23 protein-coding genes are annotated in these 19,499 nt (G+C 57.2%); 11 read left to right on the top strand and 12 right to left on the bottom strand.

What is annotated here, in order from left to right:
- Positions 1–169 precede the first annotated feature (169 nt).
- The 5 genes from LG383_RS16345 to LG383_RS16325 form a co-directional block, all read right to left on the bottom strand.
- Positions 170–745: a PIN domain-containing protein gene (locus LG383_RS16345; protein WP_225759681.1), complete on the bottom strand. Its 576-nt coding sequence runs from the start codon at positions 743–745 to the stop codon at positions 170–172.
- Entirely contained in the window at positions 745–1,206 is a 462-nt protein-coding gene (locus LG383_RS16340) for a helix-turn-helix domain-containing protein (protein WP_106995644.1), read from the bottom strand. Before LG383_RS16340 ends, LG383_RS16345 begins: the two co-directional genes overlap by 1 nt.
- Before the next feature lie 155 nt (positions 1,207–1,361).
- Positions 1,362–1,748 (bottom strand): VOC family protein, encoded by a 387-nt coding sequence (locus tag LG383_RS16335; RefSeq protein ID WP_225759680.1) that lies wholly within the window; start codon positions 1,746–1,748, stop codon positions 1,362–1,364.
- A 1-nt stretch (position 1,749) separates the two neighbouring features.
- Positions 1,750–2,907, bottom strand: a complete 1,158-nt coding sequence (locus tag LG383_RS16330; RefSeq protein WP_166181468.1) for an MFS transporter — start codon at positions 2,905–2,907, stop codon at positions 1,750–1,752.
- Positions 2,904–3,062, bottom strand: a complete 159-nt coding sequence (locus LG383_RS16325; protein WP_166181469.1) for a hypothetical protein — start codon at positions 3,060–3,062, stop codon at positions 2,904–2,906. Before LG383_RS16325 ends, LG383_RS16330 begins: the two co-directional genes overlap by 4 nt.
- Before the next feature lie 98 nt (positions 3,063–3,160).
- Here LG383_RS16325 and LG383_RS16320 point away from each other — a divergent pair, with 98 nt between their 5' ends.
- Positions 3,161–3,931, top strand: a complete 771-nt coding sequence (locus LG383_RS16320) for a DeoR/GlpR family DNA-binding transcription regulator (RefSeq protein ID WP_225759679.1) — start codon at positions 3,161–3,163, stop codon at positions 3,929–3,931.
- On the opposite strand, the gene LG383_RS16315 is transcribed toward LG383_RS16320, so the two are convergent.
- On the bottom strand, positions 3,921–4,634 hold the full coding sequence (locus tag LG383_RS16315; RefSeq protein ID WP_106995648.1) for an HAD family phosphatase: 714 nt from the start codon (positions 4,632–4,634) through the stop codon (positions 3,921–3,923). The genes LG383_RS16320 and LG383_RS16315 overlap by 11 nt on opposite strands.
- A gap of 100 nt (positions 4,635–4,734) precedes the next feature.
- Here LG383_RS16315 and LG383_RS16310 point away from each other — a divergent pair, with 100 nt between their 5' ends.
- Positions 4,735–5,646 carry a LysR family transcriptional regulator gene (locus LG383_RS16310; RefSeq protein WP_106995649.1) on the top strand — a complete coding sequence of 304 codons (912 nt, stop codon included), beginning with the start codon at positions 4,735–4,737 and terminating at the stop codon, positions 5,644–5,646.
- A 65-nt stretch (positions 5,647–5,711) separates the two neighbouring features.
- A complete protein-coding gene (locus LG383_RS16305) occupies positions 5,712–6,314 on the top strand; it encodes an ATP-dependent Clp protease proteolytic subunit (protein WP_225759678.1) in 603 nt (200 codons plus the stop codon).
- 30 nt (positions 6,315–6,344) lie between these two features.
- Here LG383_RS16305 and LG383_RS16300 read toward each other — a convergent pair whose 3' ends face one another.
- Positions 6,345–6,641, bottom strand: coding sequence for an SH3 domain-containing protein (locus LG383_RS16300; RefSeq protein WP_225759677.1), 297 nt, complete (start codon positions 6,639–6,641; stop codon positions 6,345–6,347).
- A gap of 206 nt (positions 6,642–6,847) precedes the next feature.
- Here LG383_RS16300 and LG383_RS16295 point away from each other — a divergent pair, with 206 nt between their 5' ends.
- Positions 6,848–7,969, top strand: a complete 1,122-nt coding sequence (locus tag LG383_RS16295) for a cupin domain-containing protein (protein WP_166181472.1) — start codon at positions 6,848–6,850, stop codon at positions 7,967–7,969.
- Between the two features lie 41 nt (positions 7,970–8,010).
- Here the strand turns inward: LG383_RS16295 and LG383_RS16290 are convergent, their stop codons facing one another.
- The gene (locus LG383_RS16290; RefSeq protein WP_106995658.1) at positions 8,011–8,196 is read right to left on the bottom strand and encodes a DUF2767 domain-containing protein; all 186 of its coding nucleotides are present in this window, start codon (positions 8,194–8,196) and stop codon (positions 8,011–8,013) included.
- Between the two features lie 211 nt (positions 8,197–8,407).
- Here LG383_RS16290 and LG383_RS16285 point away from each other — a divergent pair, with 211 nt between their 5' ends.
- From LG383_RS16285 to foxA, 3 genes are all read left to right on the top strand, one after another.
- Positions 8,408–8,641 (top strand): DUF2171 domain-containing protein, encoded by a 234-nt coding sequence (locus tag LG383_RS16285; protein WP_106995659.1) that lies wholly within the window; start codon positions 8,408–8,410, stop codon positions 8,639–8,641.
- Between the two features lie 147 nt (positions 8,642–8,788).
- Complete coding sequence (locus tag LG383_RS16280; protein ID WP_225759676.1) at positions 8,789–9,769, top strand: helix-turn-helix domain-containing protein; 981 nt, start codon at positions 8,789–8,791, stop codon at positions 9,767–9,769.
- A gap of 120 nt (positions 9,770–9,889) precedes the next feature.
- Complete coding sequence (gene foxA, locus LG383_RS16275) at positions 9,890–11,998, top strand: ferrioxamine B receptor FoxA (RefSeq protein ID WP_225759675.1); 2,109 nt, start codon at positions 9,890–9,892, stop codon at positions 11,996–11,998.
- Positions 11,999–12,104: 106 nt separating this feature from the next.
- On the opposite strand, the gene LG383_RS16270 is transcribed toward foxA, so the two are convergent.
- A complete protein-coding gene (locus LG383_RS16270) occupies positions 12,105–13,520 on the bottom strand; it encodes a PLP-dependent aminotransferase family protein (RefSeq protein WP_225759674.1) in 1,416 nt (471 codons plus the stop codon).
- A 176-nt stretch (positions 13,521–13,696) separates the two neighbouring features.
- Here LG383_RS16270 and LG383_RS16265 point away from each other — a divergent pair, with 176 nt between their 5' ends.
- Positions 13,697–13,858 carry a DUF1127 domain-containing protein gene (locus LG383_RS16265; protein ID WP_225759673.1) on the top strand — a complete coding sequence of 54 codons (162 nt, stop codon included), beginning with the start codon at positions 13,697–13,699 and terminating at the stop codon, positions 13,856–13,858.
- Positions 13,859–13,951: 93 nt separating this feature from the next.
- Here the strand turns inward: LG383_RS16265 and LG383_RS16260 are convergent, their stop codons facing one another.
- Both LG383_RS16260 and LG383_RS16255 read right to left on the bottom strand, forming a co-directional pair.
- Positions 13,952–14,206, bottom strand: a complete 255-nt coding sequence (locus tag LG383_RS16260; protein ID WP_106995664.1) for a DUF4282 domain-containing protein — start codon at positions 14,204–14,206, stop codon at positions 13,952–13,954.
- Between the two features lie 115 nt (positions 14,207–14,321).
- Positions 14,322–15,713, bottom strand: coding sequence for a PLP-dependent aminotransferase family protein (locus LG383_RS16255; protein ID WP_225759672.1), 1,392 nt, complete (start codon positions 15,711–15,713; stop codon positions 14,322–14,324).
- Between the two features lie 101 nt (positions 15,714–15,814).
- Between LG383_RS16255 and LG383_RS16250 the strand changes: the two genes are divergently transcribed.
- Complete coding sequence (locus LG383_RS16250) at positions 15,815–16,294, top strand: carboxymuconolactone decarboxylase family protein (protein ID WP_142488079.1); 480 nt, start codon at positions 15,815–15,817, stop codon at positions 16,292–16,294.
- Here the strand turns inward: LG383_RS16250 and LG383_RS16245 are convergent.
- Positions 16,281–17,183 carry a LysR family transcriptional regulator gene (locus LG383_RS16245; RefSeq protein WP_225759671.1) on the bottom strand — a complete coding sequence of 301 codons (903 nt, stop codon included), beginning with the start codon at positions 17,181–17,183 and terminating at the stop codon, positions 16,281–16,283. The two genes, LG383_RS16250 and LG383_RS16245, sit on opposite strands and share 14 nt — an antisense overlap.
- A 100-nt stretch (positions 17,184–17,283) precedes the next feature.
- On the opposite strand from LG383_RS16245, the gene LG383_RS16240 reads away from it, so the two are divergent.
- Together LG383_RS16240 and LG383_RS16235 are read left to right on the top strand one after the other, a co-directional pair.
- On the top strand, positions 17,284–18,699 hold the full coding sequence (locus LG383_RS16240) for an aldehyde dehydrogenase family protein (RefSeq protein WP_225759670.1): 1,416 nt from the start codon (positions 17,284–17,286) through the stop codon (positions 18,697–18,699).
- A gap of 391 nt (positions 18,700–19,090) precedes the next feature.
- Positions 19,091–19,480 (top strand): hypothetical protein, encoded by a 390-nt coding sequence (locus LG383_RS16235; protein ID WP_225759669.1) that lies wholly within the window; start codon positions 19,091–19,093, stop codon positions 19,478–19,480.
- The last annotated feature ends 19 nt before the right edge of the window (positions 19,481–19,499 follow it).

Below are 19,499 nucleotides of genomic sequence, written 5' to 3'. Positions count from 1 at the left end.
TAATTATCATTATCATTTAACAATATGATAACTATATGAAAGCAATATGTGGTTTTTCAAAACCGCTTTTCACATTGAGTAAGCGTAGGCCAGAATTGGTTAAATTGTCGGCAATTGATAAGGGGTGAGTGATAAACGCAGTGGGTTCAGGCGCATGCCGCAGAGAGGGCTAAATCATTACTCTATATTTTTCCAGCTCAGTCACTGTTTTCGGCAAGCCCAGCTGTAGCAGGCCTTGCAAAAATTGGTCTGGGGTGAGGGGCGGATGACGCAGATGCGAACGCTGCATTCTCACCGCCTCGAGAACCAGCGCATGGTTCAGGTCAAAAAGGTCTGATAAGAACTCATCAGGGTGAAGCGCTTCGACATCAAATTCAGCGAGGTTTCCGCCAGGAAAATCGACAAGGTTGTAGGTCACAATCACTTCGGAATCCGAACGAATAGCTGCGGCGAGCACATGCCTGTCATCCTGATCCGGCAGGTTAAGGCCATCAATAATGCTCTCATACCCTGATACGCAGGCGTCGCCGAAGGCTTTATTCATTAGCATTTCGGTGCGCTTCAGCTGGTCTGGGGTGATATCAGGGCGATTAATAAGCAGATTTCGCTGCCATTCATCGTGTATCTGGGTAGTCCATTTGGGCTGATATAAGCCAGTCTTCCCTATGTGCATGAGAAGATCCCGCAGCATTGATGGGTATAGCACGCAGGCATCAAGAACGACGGGATAGGGTGAGTGTGTCATCAGTAAAAGCCAAGCTCCTGACTTTGTTCCGCCAGCTCGCGAAGTGCTTGTATGCTTTCTGCATCACGCTGATCTTTGTACTTCATCAGGTCTGCAAAAAGAATACGGCGATGACGGCCAGTTTTATGGAACGGTAGCTTGCCTTCCTCGAGAAGTTTCACCATATGTGGGCGAGAAACATTCAGGATATTGGCTGCTTCCTGCGTAGTTAGTTCGGCATGCACAGGCACAACCTGGACGGCGTTGCCCGCAGCAAGTTCACCGAGAATACTCATCAGAAGCGTCAGTGAAGAGGTTGGCAGCTCTATTTGATGAGTGACATCCTGTGCATCCTGGATCGTAATTTTTTGCGTTTCCTGCTTTGTGGACAGAAACGTAGCAAGCTCCCTTTGTCCGCGTACAGCTGCCTCAATCTCCTTTGGAGCCGGTAACGTAAGGCTGTTCAGAAGTGAGTTTGTCATTTCAGTATTCCAGTAGTGTCGAGTTTCATGTTTACGGTGAGTAAAAGTACACCATAGAGAACTGTAATCGAAACAAACGAAAAGCACAACAAACGAAATAAACGAAAAAGCCCCGCATTGCGGGGCTTTTACTCCAGGTAGTATTCAGTGGGTACTCACTCCCCCACCAGCTCAATACGGTTCCCATCCGGATCCGCAATCACGGCTTCGTAATAGCCATCCCCGGTCATTCGCGGGGCGCTCAGTAGCGTGTTGTTTAACCGCGCCTGCTCCGCCATGCGATCCACATCCCCTTTGCTTCCGACGTTCAGGGCGATATGCGCCCAGCCGATAAACTCCGGGTGGGCGGGGGCATCGGGCAGATCCGGGACGGTCATCAGCTCGATGGTCGGCCCGTCGCTGAGGGTCATAAAGTGCGATGCAAATCCCGGGCGGTTTTTACTCAGGTAGCGCTCGTTACAGCGTGCGCCAAACACCGTTTCCCAGAAGTGGACCTGGGCGTCCAGGTTGCGGGTCCAGAGTGCGACATGTGCAATATTCATCTTATCCCTCGCTGCGGGCGGGTTGGTTGGCGGTGACGGTCACAGACAGCGCGGCGACGACCAGCATCAGCACCATAATGACCATAAACGCCTGGGTTAATGAGGTGGCATGCGCCACGTAGCCGATAATCGCGGGTCCGGCGAGCACGCCGAGATAGCCCAGCGTGGTGATGGCCGGTACGGCAACCGCCTGCGGCATGCGGGTCTGACGGCCAACGGCGGAGAACATCACCGGCACGATATTGGCGCAGCCGGCACCCACCAGCACGTAACCGACCAGCGACAGCTGCCACTGCGGGACAAAGGTCACCAGCGCAAAGCCGACGGCAGCCACCAGCGCGCCGCCGACCACCGCGCGCAGGGCGCCGGTACGGGCAATCAGTTTGTCGCCGGTTAAGCGGAAAAGGGTCATCGCCACCGCAAAGCAGGTGAAGCCCAGCCCGCCCAGCGACTCCGGTACGCCGCGCACTTCGGTCAGGAACACCGCGCTCCAGTCCAGCACCGTCCCTTCGGCAAGAAACACCGCAAAGCAGATGGCACCAATCAGCAGCACCACGCCGCGGGGTACGGCAAAGGCCGGGCCGGAGGCAGGGTTGGCCCACGGCAGCAGCCCTTTCAGGCTGGCGGCCAGCATCAGAATGACGCTCAGGATGATGATCAGGCAGGCGGCAAAGGCGCTGGCTCCGAGGGTCAGCAGCAGGGTCATCGCCCCCGCGCCCGCAATCCCGCCGACGCTGTACATACCGTGAAAACCGGACATCACCGGCGTGGGCGAGTCGCGCTCGACGATGATCGCCTGAATGTTCATGGCGCAGTCCGTCACCCCCACGCCCACGCCGAACAGCAGCAATGCGGCGGCGAGCAGGCGCGGATCCGGAATGATCGCCAGCAGAGGCGTGGTGAGCATCACGATCGCCAGCGCGGTGACAATCACCCGACGGCAGCCGTAGCGGCTGGTCAGCATCCCGGTGAGCGGCATCGCAATCAGCGCCCCCATTCCCAGGCACAGCAGCAGCGAGCCGAGCGTAGCCTCGTTGACACCAGTATTGGCCTTCGCGTAGGGCACCAGCACCGCCCAGGTGGCGGTGACGTAGCCGGCAATAAAAAAGACGATCCGGGTGGCAAGCCGCTGAACGGCGCCGGTGGTCTGCTGGGTCATTTCACATCCTTATAAGGTTTCAGTCCCGGGGAGGCCGGTGTTTTATGCTGCTCCTTTTCCCCGGCGCGCGCATTGGCGGTTACGGGCTCAAACAGGAAGCCGTCATGGGGCCTGGTGGCGGGCACCTGCTGGCGGTAATTATCATCGTATTTCATCGTGACGCTCCGGTTTAAGGCCTGGTGGATTGACAGAGCGCGCTGTCATGCAACATTATGCGCATTGTTGCTCGATTCAAATCCAGAGAAGATAATTTATGCTCGATTATGCAGCTTTCCCGGAACAACGACAAGATCTGATCCGCCAGATCCTGCAGGAAAATGGCAGGGTAGTGTGCGCCGAACTGGCGACCCGGATGCAGGTGTCGGAACACACCATTCGCCGGGATTTACATGAGCTTAGCAAAGAGGGGGTCTGTAAGAAGGTCTACGGCGGGGCGGTATTGCAGCTGGCGGATGCCGGGAATTTCTTTAGCCGCGAGCAAAAAAATTACGCCAAAAAGGTCACGATCGCGCAGAAAGCAGCAACTCTCATCAAAACAGGGAGCTGTATTTTTATTGATACCGGCACCACTAACCTCGCGCTGGCGAAGGCTCTGCCAGCGGATCTTGCGCTTACGGTGGTCACCAACTCTCCGGCGATTGCCACCGAACTGCTGCGTCATCCCCTGTGCGAGGTGATCATCACCGGCGGCCAGATCCAGCGCACCTCCGGCGGCGCGGTGGGGGCCACGGCGGCGAGCCAGATCCAGGGAATTATTTTCGATCAGGCGTTTATCGGCGGCTGCGCGATGGATCCGGGGATGGGGCTGACCGGGTTCGACTTTGCCGACTGCGAGTTCAAGAAGGCGGTGATTGCGCAGAGCAGCCAGACCATTGTGGCGCTCACCACCGATAAAATCCCCGGCGTGGCGCGCTTTGTGGTGGCGAAAAGCCGCGACATCGACGTGCTGGTGGTGGAGGCGAGCCTGGATCAGGAGGCGATCGTGGCGTTTGCGGCGCAGGATGTGAGGATTATCAGCGCCTGAGATTGATGCGTGTTTTCATCATTACCTGATGACCGGGGCAAAAAGAGAGAACCGTATCACCATCCGCGTGTGAAAAGACTTCAACACCTGTGAAATCAGGAATAGTGACTCTGGCACCGCAATCCAGTAATTCTGTTCCTCCGATCCCGACACAATAGGCCCCTGCGGCGTGCGCAGAAGTCACCCCGCTTCTGGAATCTTCGAAGACAAGAGTCTGACTGGCAGGGATCGCAAGGCGCTTTGCGGCGAGAAGGTAGGGATCCGGAAAGGGCTTACCGCGTGATACGTCATCACGTTCGACAATCACTGAAATGCAATCCTCAATCTGAAGCGTAGCCATCACGCGATCGATTTTTTGCCGCCAGCCGCTGGTTACGATCCCTACGCTGACCCCGGCTGCATTCAGGGCAACGATCAGGGGGACAACACCGGGGACAGGATCATAATTGGCAGTATTTTCTACATCAATAACATGCGCCTGCACGTTTTGCTGGGCCGCGAAAGGGAGATCGCCGAAGAGTGCCTGGAGCGTATGAGGACCAGGTTGCCCATGAATATGATTAATAATGTCCTCCCGGGTCAGCGTTTTTTCCGTTATCGCAGCGGCTTCATGCCAGGCGCGCTCAATAACCGCATTGGAATCGATAAGTACGCCGTCCATATCAAATAACACCGCCGCCAACCTGTCTTGTGAATTATCCATTTTGAATCTCCTTTTATTTTGGTGCTGTAATGACCGTTATTAATTATCATGTCACCCAAGACAAGGGTTTGTATAATTCCAATATGTTTGGGTTCGATAAATGGCTGGAATAGATATCAGGCTGCTGCGTGCTTTTGTTACGCTAGCAGATAAAGGGAATTACCAAAAAGCGGCTAACGTTTTGTTTCTGACGCAGCCTGCATTATCTAAGCAGATTAAGCTGTTAGAGCAGATGACGGGCGGGATACTTTTCCAGCGAGGCCGCCATGGTGCAGCGCTGACGAGCGCGGGGAAGCAACTGTATGTCAAAGCGCAGTCACTATTAATCTCTCATGCTGAATTTTTATCATTCGCGCAAGAAATACATAAGGTCAATGCCGGTAAATTAAAGATCGGGTTTGGTATCTCGACATTTCACAGTGCTCCTGTATGGATTAATATTTTTCGGCAAAAATTTCCTCAAAGCGATATCTCTATTAGCCACATTCCTTCTGCCATACAGATGAGGATGTTGCAGGAAGGAACATTACACGTCGGGTTTTTACGATTACCGGTACCTGATTCACTGGCATATAAAGTGTTAAGCGAAGAGCAACTTATGCTTGCTGTGCCCATGGATAGCCATTGTGATCCCGATAACATTCAACAGGTGCTTTTATCGTATCCGTTATTACAAATCGATCCTGCTGCCAGCCCCTGTCTCGCGCACCAGACAGCGTGCTTCGTGCAAAATAATCGCCTTTCCACCGCACCTGTCTCTGCGACAGAAGATCTTCCGTCGTTGCTGGCGCTAGTCGCAGGAAAAAATGGTGTGGCATTTGTACCCGCCGGTATTAGTAATATATTGCCTGCGGGCGTAAGACTGATTTCTCCGGGGACGAAGCAAATATGCTGGCGTATAGGCGTTGCGTGGGATCACAAAATAACCAACCGACTACGAGATGATTTTTTGCAGGTAATTTGTGATAACAACGGATTTTTATCACTTCTCACACGGGATGCGTGTGCCTGACAACCCTTACAGGAAAAACAGGTTACACTCTGACTTTGTGCGCCATAAGCCGAGGTTAAAAAACAATGCAATACCTTCAGAAAAACGACAACACCGAGAAAGCAGAGCAGAAGAATGACGCGGGTGCGCTGCAGCAGAAGCTTCTTGAGTCACGCTCGATCATCATCTCCGGTGAGATTAATCAGACGCTGGCCGAGAAAGTGATCACCCAGTTGATCCTGTTGCAAAGCGTCAGCAACGATCCGATCAAGCTGTATATCAACAGCCAGGGCGGCCACGTGGAAGCGGGCGATACCATTCACGATTTTATTAAATTTATCCGCCCGGACGTGCATGTCATTGGCACCGGCTGGGTGGCGAGCGCGGGGATCACCATCTTCCTGGCGGCGAAAAAAGAGCACCGCTACGCACTGCCGAATACCCGCTTTATGATCCATCAGCCGCTGGGCGGCGTACGGGGTCAGGCGACGGATATCGAGATCGAAGCGCGTGAAATTATTCGCATGCTGGAGCGGGTGAATAAGCTGATTGCCGACGCCACCGGTAAGCCGCTGGAGAAAGTGAAAAAAGATACCGACCGTAACTTCTGGATGTCCCCGGCAGAAGCGCTGGATTACGGTATCGTGGGCAAAATCATTACCCACTATGACGAGTTAAAGCTGGATTAATCCCTGCACGTAGCGCTCATCACCTGAGCGCTAACGCACCTCAAACACCACCGCCGTCCATTTGACTTTAGTGTAGGGCGGAAACGTGGGGCAAGGCTCAATCCGGGTACAGGCACCCGACCAGATAAAGGTATCCTCATCAATCCGGTACCAGTGCGGATTGCCCTGCACCGCATCGCCCACCACTGTCGCCTGCACGCTGATGCGGCTCCCCGCAGGCAGCTCGTCGGCCACAGGTGCGAAAACGGACGGGTTCTGTTTTCGCGTATAGACCCCCATCAGGGTCTTCACACTGGCGGAAACGGGCAGTTCGATAAATGGGCTCATGGCAGGCCTCATAGCAATACACTCTTTGTCATTAACGATATAAGTCGCTCTGTAACTCGCGCTCACGATAAAGCGTGAAACTGTCAAGCTGTGTCATGCGAATGGCTGAATGCAGCAGATTTCATCTCCGCTTGACCCACGACAAGGCAGCCTGGCCCGGCCTCTTTCTATAATCAGGCCCGTTTGTCTTTTCACTGGTGCTAACCATGGCGTATCAACTCAACCTCAACTGGCCGGAATTTCTAGAAAAATACTGGCAAAAGAAACCTGTCGTATTAAAAAACGCCCTGCCCAATTTTATCGATCCTATCAGCCCGGATGAGCTGGCAGGTCTGGCGATGGAGCCGGAAGTGGACAGTCGCCTGGTCAGCCATAAAGAAGGTAAATGGCAGGCCAGCAACGGTCCGTTCGAGCACTTCGACGGTCTGGGCGAAACCGGCTGGTCATTGCTGGCGCAGGCGGTCAACCACTGGCACGCTCCGGCTGCCGAGCTGGTCCGTCCGTTCCGCGTGCTCCCGGACTGGCGTCTGGATGACCTGATGATCTCCTTCTCCGTCCCGGGCGGCGGCGTGGGCCCGCATATCGATCAGTACGATGTGTTTATCATCCAGGGGATGGGCAGCCGTCGCTGGCGCGTGGGGGACAAACTGCCGATGCGCCAGTTCTGCCCGCATCCGGCGCTGCTGCATGTCGATCCTTTTGAGCCGATCATCGACGAAGATCTGGCCCCGGGCGATATCCTCTACATTCCACCTGGATTCCCGCACGACGGCTTCACCCACGAGACGGCCCTTAACTACTCGGTGGGCTTCCGTGGTCCGAACGGCCGGGATCTGATCAGCAGCTTTGCCGATTACGCGCTGGAAAACGATCTGGGCGGCGAGCACTACAGCGATCCGGATTTGACCTGTCGTGAACACCCGGGTCGGGTAGAGGAGTACGAACTCGAACGCCTGCGCAAGATGATGATCGAGATGATCAGCCAGCCGGACGACTTTAAGCAGTGGTTTGGCAGCTTCATCTCCACCCCGCGCCATGAGCTGGATATTGCCCCTGCCGAGCCGGAATATACGTCTGAAGAGGTGCTCGACGCGCTGCTCGGCGGTGAAATCCTGACGCGCCTGAGCGGGCTGCGGGTGCTGAATATCGGCGGCAGCGTCTTTATCAACAGCGAACAGCTGGAAACGGTGGACGCGACGGCGGCGGATGCCCTGTGCCGCTACACCGAGCTGGGCCAGGCGGAGCTCGGCGCTGCGCTGCAAAATCCGGCATTTGTAAAAGAGCTGACCGGTCTGATTAACCAGGGATACTGGTTCTTCGACGAGTGATCGTACCGGCGGCGCAGGGCGCAAGCCCCACGCCGCCAACGTTAAGCCGCGAGGATATGACAGGCTCTCCAGTAATCCAGAAGACGCTCGTCATCGCTTTCTCGCTCGGCTTTGCTTTTCATGGCCCGGGCAAGATTTTCTCTCGACACCTCCTGGCCTTTTTGCACAACCTCTAAAACCGCTTCACCAAGAGCCAGGGATATTTCGGTGTGATTTGCTTCTACCATATATGCCTCCGTGTTGAGTGCGTGATATTAATTATGTCGCACAGTAACGGGCATAGAATATTTCTCGGCACATTCTTATATATTTAATATAACCTCCAGACCGTTGCGTAAATAATGTTTCGAAATGCTAATGAAGCGGTAAATAATGGATTTATGGTCTACAGTTAGTTTCGTATCACAACGCGTAAACACATGATGAGGAGAATTAACCATGGTAAACAAGAGTGAAATCAAGGAACATGCTCCGGTTGTTGCAAGCTGCGGTCACCATGTCGGCACGGTTGACCATCTTGACGGCGAGCGTATTAAGCTGGCGAAAAACGATTCCGAATCCGGCGGCAAACACCATTATATCCCGCTGGAATGGGTCGATAAAATTGACGGCAATAAAGTGGTGCTGAATAAAAATCATGAAGAGACGTTTGCGAGCTGGCAAGAGGCGTAATGCTCTGACGATCCACTTTATTAATATTTGGCTCTGGCGTTTCGCTGGAGCTTAATATTGCTGAAAAGGCGGCAATTTTACCTGCATTGCCGCCGCGCTAAAGGAGTGATACTGTTTTATTTTTAATAGCTTCCTCCAGGCGCAGGCATGTCCAACACAAGGCTCCATAATCCGACCGCTGCAACGAAAAAAACCTTTTCCGTGGCAGACTTTAAGGTATTTGGCGAGCGCTACGGCATTGACTACCGCTTTCCCCTGCTGACCGATACCTGTGCCAACACCAGCCCCGTGCTGCACGGTGATGTCGAAGAGATGACCCTCCCGTCCGGCATTTCGTTAACCCATTCCGATGTACGCGTGCTGCAACCCTATGAAACCACCTCCCGCCACAGCAGCCCCTTGTACGTGCTGGTGGTGCTGGAAGGTTGCGTGACCCTGACCCTCAGCGGCGAAGTTTACTCGGTCCGGCCCGGTATGGCGTTCAGCGCCAGGCTGAGCGAACAGCAGGCGATGTCGGCCCGTCACGATGCGGACATTGCCCTGAAAACCCTCTCCTTTGGCGTCTACCCTGATGATGCCCGCCGTGAAAGCCTGCTCGCCTCTCTGCTGGCGCAGTGGGAGAAACTTAACGCGCCTACCTTTGTCTGGCAGGTACCCGATTTTGTGCTGGCCGGTATTCAGCATGCCCGACAGCGCGAGCGGAGCAGCCTCTCGCGCCAGCTGTTGCTCGAAGGGGTAATGTACCAACTGCTGGGCCACGGCCTGCACCTGCGGGAGCAGCAGGGTACGGCGCTGGCAGCGGCGTCCAGCGGTGAGCACGCCCGGCTGGAGCAGATCCGCCACCTGCTGGAACAGGCCCCGGAGCAGGATTACACCCTCGCCCAGCTGGCGGCCCGGGCGGCGATGAGCCCCAGCAGCCTGCGCAGCAAGTTCCGCCAGGCCTACGGCTGCACGGTGTTCGACTACCTGCGCGACTGTCGTCTGGCGCAGGCGCGGCGCTATCTGCTGGAAGGCCACAGCGTGCAGCAGGCGGCGTGGATGTCGGGCTATCAGCACGCCACCAACTTTGCCACCGCCTTTCGTCGTCGCTACGGCGTCTGTCCCGGCACGATCCGCAGCAGCCGTTAACCCGCTTTTCCCCGATCGCCAACGCTATTGATGCGGTTTGGCATTACGCATACGTACTCTGGCGGCGCGCATAGCTATCTTCCAAATGAAAAAGGTAATAATTCTTATTAACAATTAGAAATGGTTTTGGAGATTTTCATGTTCGCTAAATCGCGGCTGGCACTGGTAGTGGGATGGGTTACCGGGAGCGTTGCACTCCCCCTGATGGCGCAGGAGACGCCGAAAACCGAAACCGTGGTGGTGACCTCGCAAATGCAGAGCGGCGCCACCAAGCTGGCGACCCCCGATATTGAGACCCCGCAGGCGGTGTCGATCGTTACCCGCGAGCAGTTCGAAGAGCAGGGTGCTACCAGCGTACGTCAGGCGGTGAGCTACACCCCGGGCGTCTACAGCAACCAGATCGGCGCCTCAAACCGCTTTGACTACATCGTGCTGCGCGGCTTCTCCGACGGCAGCCTGGACAACGTCTACCTCGACGGCCTGAAGATGATGGGCGACACCAACTCCCACAGCTCGCTGGTGGTCGATCCCTGGTTCCTGGAAAATATTGAAGTGGTGCGCGGCCCGGCTTCGGTGCTGTATGGCCGCTCGTCCCCGGGCGGGATCGTGGCGCTCACCTCGCGCAAACCTTCGTTCGATCCAGGCGGCGAGATCAAGCTGTTCGCCGGGAATAACGATCAGCGCGGGGCGATGTTTGATGTCACCGGCGCGCTGGACGACAACGATCGCGTGGCAGCCCGTCTTAGCGGCATGACCCGCTATGCCGACTCCCAGTTCGATCCCCTGAAGGAAGAGCGTTACGCCCTGATGCCAAGCCTGACCTGGCGCATCACCGATAACACCCGTCTGGATCTGATGGCCTATCTTCACCGCGATCCTGAGGGCGGGAGCCACTCCGGCCTGCCGTACGACGGCACCGTGGTGCCGCATAACGGGAAGATGATCTCCAACACCTTCTTCGAAGGCGAGGATGATTATGACAAGTACGATCGCCGCGAGGAGATGGTCGGCTACAACATCGAGCATATGTTTGACAGCGGCTGGTCGGTGCGCCAGAAGCTGCGCTATCTGCATACCAAAGTGGAGCTGAATCAGGTCTACGCTGCCGGCTGGCTGAACGAAACCGAGCTTAACCGCGGATACTCCGGCTCGGACGAGAAGATGGATGCCATCACCCTCGATAACCAGATCGATGGCAGCTTCGATACCTGGGCGGTGAACCACCGGGTGCTGATTGGCCTCGACTATCAGGATCGCAGCAACAATACCACCGGCTATTACGGCGGTTTCCCGCCGATCAACGCCTTTAACCCGGTGTACGGCGCGAAGCCTGACTACATCACCATGTACAGCCAGGAGAAGCACAAGCTGCGCCAGACCGGCTACTACCTGCAGGATCAGCTCTCGCTGGACCGCTGGCGTCTGACCCTGGGCGGTCGCTACGACCAGGTGAGCGTGTCGAATATCGACAAGCTCAACGATACCCGTAGCGATCTGGATAAAAACAACTTCAGCAGCCGTGCGGCGCTGCTGTACCTGTTTGATAACGGCATCGCGCCGTACATCAGCTACTCTACCGCCTTCACCCCGACCAGCTTTGCCGACGCCAACGGCGATCTGCTGGATCCGATGGAAGGCAAGCAGTGGGAAGCGGGGGTGAAGTTTGAGCCGGAAGGGATGAACAGCCAGTTCAGCGCCTCGGTGTTCCGCATCAACCAGAAAAACATCGCCACCAAAGAGGAGCCGACCGATCCGTACCGCTCTATTGGCGAGATCGAATCTGAAGGGGTGGAGCTGGAAGCGGTAGGGCAGCTGACCGACAACCTGCGTCTGCAGGCGGCCTATACCTACACCGATATTCGCTACAAGAAGAGCAGCCCGGAGGAAGAGGGCAAGCGTGCGGTCTATGCGCCGCGCAATATGGCCAGCGGCTGGCTCAGCTATGACGTCAAAACCGGACCGCTCGATGGCCTGACGGTGGGCTCCGGCGTGCGGTATGTGAACGGCGTGACCAGCGATCGCATGAACACCCATACGCTGCCGTCCTACACCCTGGTGGATCTGGCGGTGGGCTATGACCTGTCGAAGGTCGGGCTGACGGGAGTGAGTGCCCAGCTGAACGTTAACAACCTGACGGACGAAAGCTACGTGGCGGCGTGTAACTCGTTGTCATACTGCTACTTTGGTGCCGAGCGCAGCATCGTTGGCAGCGTGTCGTGGAAGTTCTGATGTGGAGGTAAAAGCAAAACGGCAACCTCGTTGCCGTTTTTTGTGTTTGCTCCCTCTCCCCGTGGGAGAGGGTCGGGGTGAGGGCATCAGGCCGCAATATGCCCCACTACTCCTCCATCGCAATATGAATCGCCTCACCCATCTTCTTCAACGCCTCGCGGTTTTTCTCATTCGGCGGTAACGCCACGTTGATCCGCAAGCAGTTGCGATACTTCCCCGACGCCGAAAACAGCGATCCCGCCGCGGCCTGGATCTTCAGGCGACATAGCTGTTTGCTGACGCACACCATGTCCACCTGTTCCGGCAGCTCCACCCACAGCAGGAAACTGCCCTGCGGGCGCGTGACGCAAATCTCCGCCGGGAAATACTGCCGTACCCAGCAGGTGTAACGCTCCATATTCTGCTGATAAATCTGGCGCATACGGCGCACGTGACGATGGTAATGCCCGTCGCGGATAAACGCTGCCACCGCCATCTGCGTGGCCGGCACGTTAAACCCGCCCGCGGCATATTTCATGTGCATCACCCGGTCGTAATACCGCCCCGGCACAATCCAGCCGACGCGCAGCCCGGGGGCCACGGTTTTGGTAAAGGAGCTGCAGAGCAGCACGCGTCCGTCGATATCTAACGAGTGGATGGTGCGCGGGCGCGGGTACTCCGCCGCCAGCTCGCCGTAAATATCATCCTCCACAATGACAATATCGTGGCGCTGGGCCAGGGCCAGCACCTGACGTTTGCGCGCCTCCGGCATGATAAACCCGAGCGGGTTATTGCAGTTGGGCACCAGGATCACCGCTTTGATCGGCCACTGCTCCAGGGCCAGCTCCAGGGCTTCGATGCTGATCCCGGTTTGCGGATCGGTAGGGATCTCAATCGCCTTGATGTTAAACCCGCGCAGCATCTGCATGGTGCCGTGGAACGACGGCGACTCCACCGCCACGATATCCCCCGGCTGGCATACCGACAGCAGGGCCAGCGACAGCGCCCCGTGACAGCCGTTGGTGATCACAATCTCATCTGCCGCCACCGTCGAGCCGCCGTCCAGCATCAGGCGCGCGATCTGCTCGCGCAGCTCCTGCCGCCCCTCCAGCACGTCGTAGCTCAGCATCTCCCCGGGATTATGCTGGGCAATGCGGCTCATCTCGCGCCACAGTGGCTTCAGGCTCGGCTGGTTCAGATCCGGCGAGCCGCCGCCAAAGGAGATCATCTCCTTATCGGCGCGGGCATCGAGGAGCATCATCACCTCATCCCACTGGGTCACCTCTACCGGGCGCTGCACCGGGCGGGTCATCGCCGGAACCGGCGGCTGCGCTTTGCGCGAGGAGACAAAATAGCCTGAGCGCGGCTGGGGGGTGATCAGCTGTAAATTTTCGAGGATGTGATAGGCCTGCTGTATGGTGCTGATGCTGACCCCGTGCTCCTGGCTCAGCGCGCGCACCGAGGGTAAACGCTCCCCGCTGCGATACAGCCCTTGTTCAATGCGTTGGGCCAGCAGATTGGCCAGATGTTGGTAGCGCGTCATGCTGTATCCTTTGTTTTCACCATACAGATGCAAAGACCAGTACAGATTGCGGCAATAAATGCCATTCAGAGGCATTATTAGCGGATCTGTATGTTAAACAAAAGTTGTTTTTGAATCTGTATTGTCGATCCCGATTTCCGTGATGATAACCACACTGACACGGTGAGGAGCGCATCATGGAATTTTACGAAAACCGGGCCAAACGGCCGTTTGCGGTGTTTATCTGGATCGGGCGGGCGATGAAAAAGTGGTATCGCATTAACCGCACGCGCCGGATTCTGCACGGCATGAGCGATGAGCAGTTAAAGGATGTCGGGCTGTCGCGATTTGATGTGTAGTGTATTGCCCGGTGGCGCTGCGCTTACCGGGCCTACAAACACATCCGAATCGTAGGCCGGGTAAGGCGCAGCCGCCACCCGGCATAAAAGGCATCACTCGACGCCAGGTTTTCCGGTGTTTTCCGCAATACGGCGCAGATATTCGTTATTTTTAAATGCCACCATGATCAGCTCAAACATCACGCGGGTACCGATCAGGCTGAACAGCATCCCGAAAAAGCCAGCGATCAGATGTTCGGTAAACATGGAGTAGATCCCGCCGATGAGGATAAACAGCATGGCGATCCAGTAGAAGAAGACCAGCACGCGCGGCGTTAACAGATAATCGAATCCCAGAAGTGATTTCATTTTTCTTGTCCCTGTAGGTGTTAAATTTGCGCGTTGATTATAAAGGCCGTCGCGGTAATTCATACCTTTATCATTATCTGAATTCAGCCTTTTATGGTGCAAAATCAGGTGGTTGCTATTTAAGAAGATCGCAGGTTTGGATCTTCGGTCGCGTGAGTAGGGCAACGGCCTCGTCATAGCTGCGCACGTTGTTGTACCCCATCACCAGCCCGTAGCGCTTGTCCGACCCGCTGTACCACGCCGACAGGGCATTCACCTGCAGCTGCTGCTGTTGCCAGCAGCGGGCGATCTCCTGGTCGCAGCTGCCTGTGGTTAAAAACGCCACGATATGCATCCCGCCGTCGTTCTGCTCGGTGAAGAACCGATCCCCGTAGACCTCGTGCAGGGCGGCAATCATCCAGTCGCGCCGCTGCTGATAGAGGGCGCGCATCTTTTTCAGATGGCGGAAGAAGTGGCCGTCGTTGAGGAAGGCGGTGAGGATCTTCTGCGTCAGCACCGGCTGGCCGCTGGCGAGCAGATCGGCGCAGTCGTTAAAGGCCGATACCGTGCTGGCGGGCATCACCACATAGCCGAGGCGCAGGGAGGGCATCACCGTTTTGCTGAAGGTACCCATGTAGATCACCCGATCCTGACGATCGAGGCTTTTCAGCGACGGCAACACCTTGCGGGTGTAGTGAAACTCGCCGTCATAGTCGTCCTCGATGATCCAGGCCTCGTTCTGCCCGGCCCAGTCGAGCAGCAGCTGCCTGCGCGGCAGCGAGAGCGTCACTGCCAGCGGGCTCTGATGCGACGGAGTGACAATGGCAAAACGGGCGTCGGCGTGCTGGCGCAGCAGATAGTCGGTGTCCATCCCGGAACGATCCACCGGCACGGTGTGCAGGCGCGGAACGATCCGCCGGAGCAGCTGCTGGCCCATAAAATAGCCCGGATCTTCAAACACCACCTTGTCGTTGCGGCTGGCGAGGGTGTCGAGGATCAGCCGCAGGCTGCCGCTGTAGCCGCTGGTGATCAGCACCTGGTCCGGCGTGCAGGACAAGCCGCGGGAGATATTCAGGTAGCTGGCGATCGCCTGACGCAGGGGAGCCCAGCCCATCACTGGCGGGTTGAGCATCTCCTCCTGACGCATGGCGCGCACCGCCTGGCCCGCCAGCAGCAGCCACTTTTTATACGGGAAACTGTCCAGCGCCGGGATGCCGGGGCGCAAAAAGCCCGCCCGTTCCCGCTGGCTGACCAGCGATTCCGGCAGCTGGCCCGTCAGCGGGTCATCGGGCGGTGGAGGCATGGCGGGGAGGGTTAAGTCCGGGTTGACCCGCGTGCCGCGCGCCCCCTGGCTCACCAGATAGCCCTCGCCGATCAGAATGGCATAGGCGGTTTCAACCGTTTTACGCGCCACCTTCAGCTCTTCCGCCAGCACGCGGATGGCGGGCACCTTGTCGCCGGGTTTGAGGACGCCGCGGGTGATGTTGTCCCGGTAGCGGGTGTAGATGTCGTGATAGCCCGGCTTCATGTCCTACCTCATTTCGCGCTTTTTGTATCTTTTTACTATGTCATGAACGGCGTAGATTTGCCCCATCGCATTTCATATGCCGCACATCAAGAGGAAAGACAATGAGCACTCGCGTTAACCATCATAAAGCCACACCTGCCCTCGCTAAAGCGCTCTCCGACCTGAGCATGGCGGTGAGCCAGACCTCCATCGACCCGGCGCTGAAGCACCTGATCGACATCCGCGTCTCCCAGCTCAACGGCTGTACCTTCTGTCTGGATATGCACTCGAAAGAGGCCAAAATTGCCGGTGAGCGCGAGCTGCGCCTCTACCACCTGACCGCATGGCGCGAGTCACCGCTGTTCAGCGCCCGTGAAAAAGCGGCGCTGGCCTTCACCGAAGCCCTGACCCAGATCGGCCCGCACGGCGTCAGCGACGTGCTATACCGCAGCGTGGCGGAACACTATTCGGAGATTGAGATCTCCGAGCTGAACTTTGCGATCGTGGCGATCAACGCCTGGAACCGCTTAGGGATCACCTCCCGTATGGAACCCGGCGCGCTGGATGGCGCCTATGGCCTGAACAAAGCTAACCTCGAGTAAGACCGCGCTCGCGGATCATCGCCACCAGCGCCCGCAGCCCGGGCGGGACGTGGCGATGCCCGGGGTAGTAGAGACGCAGCCCGGCAAAGGGCTGGGACCACTCCTCCAGCACGCTCACCAGCTCCCCGCTTTCCAGCTCCTGCTGAATATAGAGTTCCGGTAAAAATCCCACCCCCAGACCCGCTTTTACCGCCCGGATTGAGGCAAACAGATCCGAGGTGGCAAAACGCGGCGGCACCGCCAGGGCGATCTGTTCCCCGCGCCGCGCCAGCTCCCAGCGATAGATCCCCCCGTGGGCCATCCGCATACCGATCCCCTGATGATGCAGCAGATCGTCCGGGGTTTGCGGTCTGCCGTAACGGGCAAAATAGTCTGGCGTGGCAGTGACCAGCTGACGAATGTCGGGAGTGAGTGCAACGGCGATCATGTCCTGCGGCACCGACTCCGCGAGGCGCACCCCGGCGTCGTAGCCCTCCGCCACGATATCGATCATTCGCGCTTCGCTCACCGCCTCGACGCGCATTTTTGGGTAGCGGATCATGTAGTCGATCAGCAGCGCATCCAGGAACAGCGCGCCGACATTATTGGGAATATTCAGGCGCAGGGTACCGGCAGGCTCGTCGGTATCGCTGTGGATCTCTTCATCCGCCTGACGAATTTCCTGCAACGCCGGGCCGATGCGCGCCACATAGCGCTGCCCGGCGTCGGTAAGCCCCACGCTGCGGGTAGTGCGGTTAAACAGGCGGGTTTGCAGACGGCTCTCCAGCCCGGCAATGGCGTTGCTCACGGCGGTGGCCGACATCCCCAGCTCCTGGGCGGCAGCGCGAAAGCTGCCGCGACGCACGACAGCCATCACCACTTCCAGCTCGGTCAGTCCTGAACGGTGCATAGATTATCCTGAAAATCGAAACAACCTTTGCAGCATAGCGTGGATTATCGCAACGGAGAAGGCGTGCCAGACTGGGTTCATCCAGCCTGAGGAGGTTTATATGCAGCACATCGAACAGATCTATATCAACGGTGAATTTGTCACCCCACACGGCACTGAGCGTTTTGATCTCTGTAATCCGGCGACGGCGAAAACGATCGGCCAGGTGCGGCTGGCCGACGCGGTGGATGCTGAACTCGCCATTGCCGCCGCGAAAGCCGCTTTTCCGGCGTGGTCGCAAACCACAAAGCAGGAGCGCATTGCCGCGCTGCAACGGATGCAGGCTGCGGTGGCGGCCCGTCACGACGATCTGCTGGAGGCGGTGATCGAGGAGTACGGCGCACCCGCGTCGCGCTCGGCGTGGATGGCACGCTATCCGGCGGAGGTTATTGGCCAGGCGATTACGGCGCTGAAGGCGTTTGAATTCACCACCACGGCAGGCGCAGCCAGGGTAGAGATGATCCCGCTGGGCGTGGCCGGACTGATCACCCCGTGGAACAGCGACGCGGGCTTTATCTGCGGCAAACTGGCAGCGGCGTTGGCCGCAGGCTGCACGGCGGTGATCAAGCCCAGCGAGATGAGCGCCCTGCAGACGCAGATCGTGACCGAGGCGCTGCACGCCGCCGACCTGCCGCCGGGGGTGTTTAACATCGTTACCGGGCGCGGCGACACGGTGGGGGAGACCATCAGCCGTCACCCTCTTGTTGCGAAAATCTCCTTTACCGGGTCAACGCAGACCGGCAAAGCGATCCTGCGCAACGCGGCGGAGAACTTTACCCGCGTCACCCTGGAGCTGGGCGGTAAATCCCCGACGCTTATTCTTGATGATGCCGATATCAACCAGGCCGTTCCGCTGGCGGTGCAGGCCGGGCTGATGAACAGCGGGCAGGCGTGCGTGGCTGGTACGCGCATCCTGGTGCCGCAGTCGCGGAAAGCGGAATTCGAGCAGGCGCTGGCCCAGGCTATCGCGGCGGTCAAATCGGGCGATCCGCGCGATAACGCCACCGAGGTCGGCCCGATGGTCAGTGAAAAACAGTGGCAGCGGGTGCAGGGGTATATTCGCAAAGGGCTGGAGGAGGGCGCGCGCCTGCTCGCGGGCGGGGAAGGACGGCCGGAAGGCACCCGGGACGGCTGGTTTGTCCGTCCGACGCTGTTTACCGATGTGCATAACCAGATGGCCATCGCCCGGGAGGAGATTTTTGGCCCGGTGCTGTGCGTGATCCCGTATCGCGACGAGGCAGAAGCCATCGCCATTGCCAACGACACCGACTACGGCCTGAGCGCGCTGGTGCTGGGCAGTGACGCGGAACGCGCCCGACGCGTGGCGGAGCAGATCCAGTCCGGTCGTGTGCTGGTAAATACCCTCGCCCATGAGCCTGAAGCGCCCTTTGGTGGGTTCAAGCACTCCGGCGTGGGACGCGAGATGGGGGCGTGGGGGATCAGCGCGTTTATGGAACCGAAGTCGCTCCTCGGCTAAAAAACGCCCGACGGCGCAAGCTTGCCGGGCCTACAAAAACACCCACACGGCATCAACCGCACGAACCGTAGGTCGGGTAAGCGCAGCGCCACCCGGCGTCCGGCGCGCCGATGCCCACACGGCACCAACCGCACGAATCGTAGGCCGGGTAAGCGCAGCGCCACCCGGCGTCAGCGCGTAACGCTGCTTCATAATTATTTGCATCGCTTATATGTAATGCTGAATTTATTCATAAATTAAATCTATTTGGTTTGAGAATTTTCGCATCTCTGCTTTTACTATTATCGCCATCGATTAATCTCATGTAGCATAAAAAAATTAGCCTGCGATCCCGCCAGCTAAATAGGGCGTTGTTTAAAAGTGCAATGTATTAACAGGGAGAAGATATATTGTGTCTAAAATGAAGAGTTACGCAGAGAGCGTGCTGTTCCAGAGTATTATTTCATTATCGGAGGGCACAGGGACGGTAGACAGCCTTGCCGCACTGTCCGAAAATTATATATCCCGTCTCGGAAGCAGTGATGTCCCCATTCCGCTGCGCAAAGCGCTTAAAGACGTTAAAGCTCTTCTGGTAGCGCTTATCGAAAAAAACTACAGCCAGACCGCCCATCATGCCGTATGGATAAACAAAAAGCAGTGTCTGCTGACCCTGATTACGGAGTTATATACTGATGTTGTGGCGTGGAATGCGGTTGAACAATATATTTCGGCGTCACAGTTTCTGCTATTTTCTGAAGGGAAAAACGGATCTGAGCGTCATTCGCATAACGCGATAAATTAATATTCGCCTCTGGTTATAA

It is taken from the genome of Leclercia sp. Marseille-Q4284 (assembly GCF_916618945.1).
Classification (GTDB): domain Bacteria; phylum Pseudomonadota; class Gammaproteobacteria; order Enterobacterales; family Enterobacteriaceae; genus Enterobacter; species Enterobacter tamurae.
The sequence above is the reverse complement of the archived record's forward strand: the minus strand, read 5'-3'. Positions and strand labels throughout refer to the sequence as shown.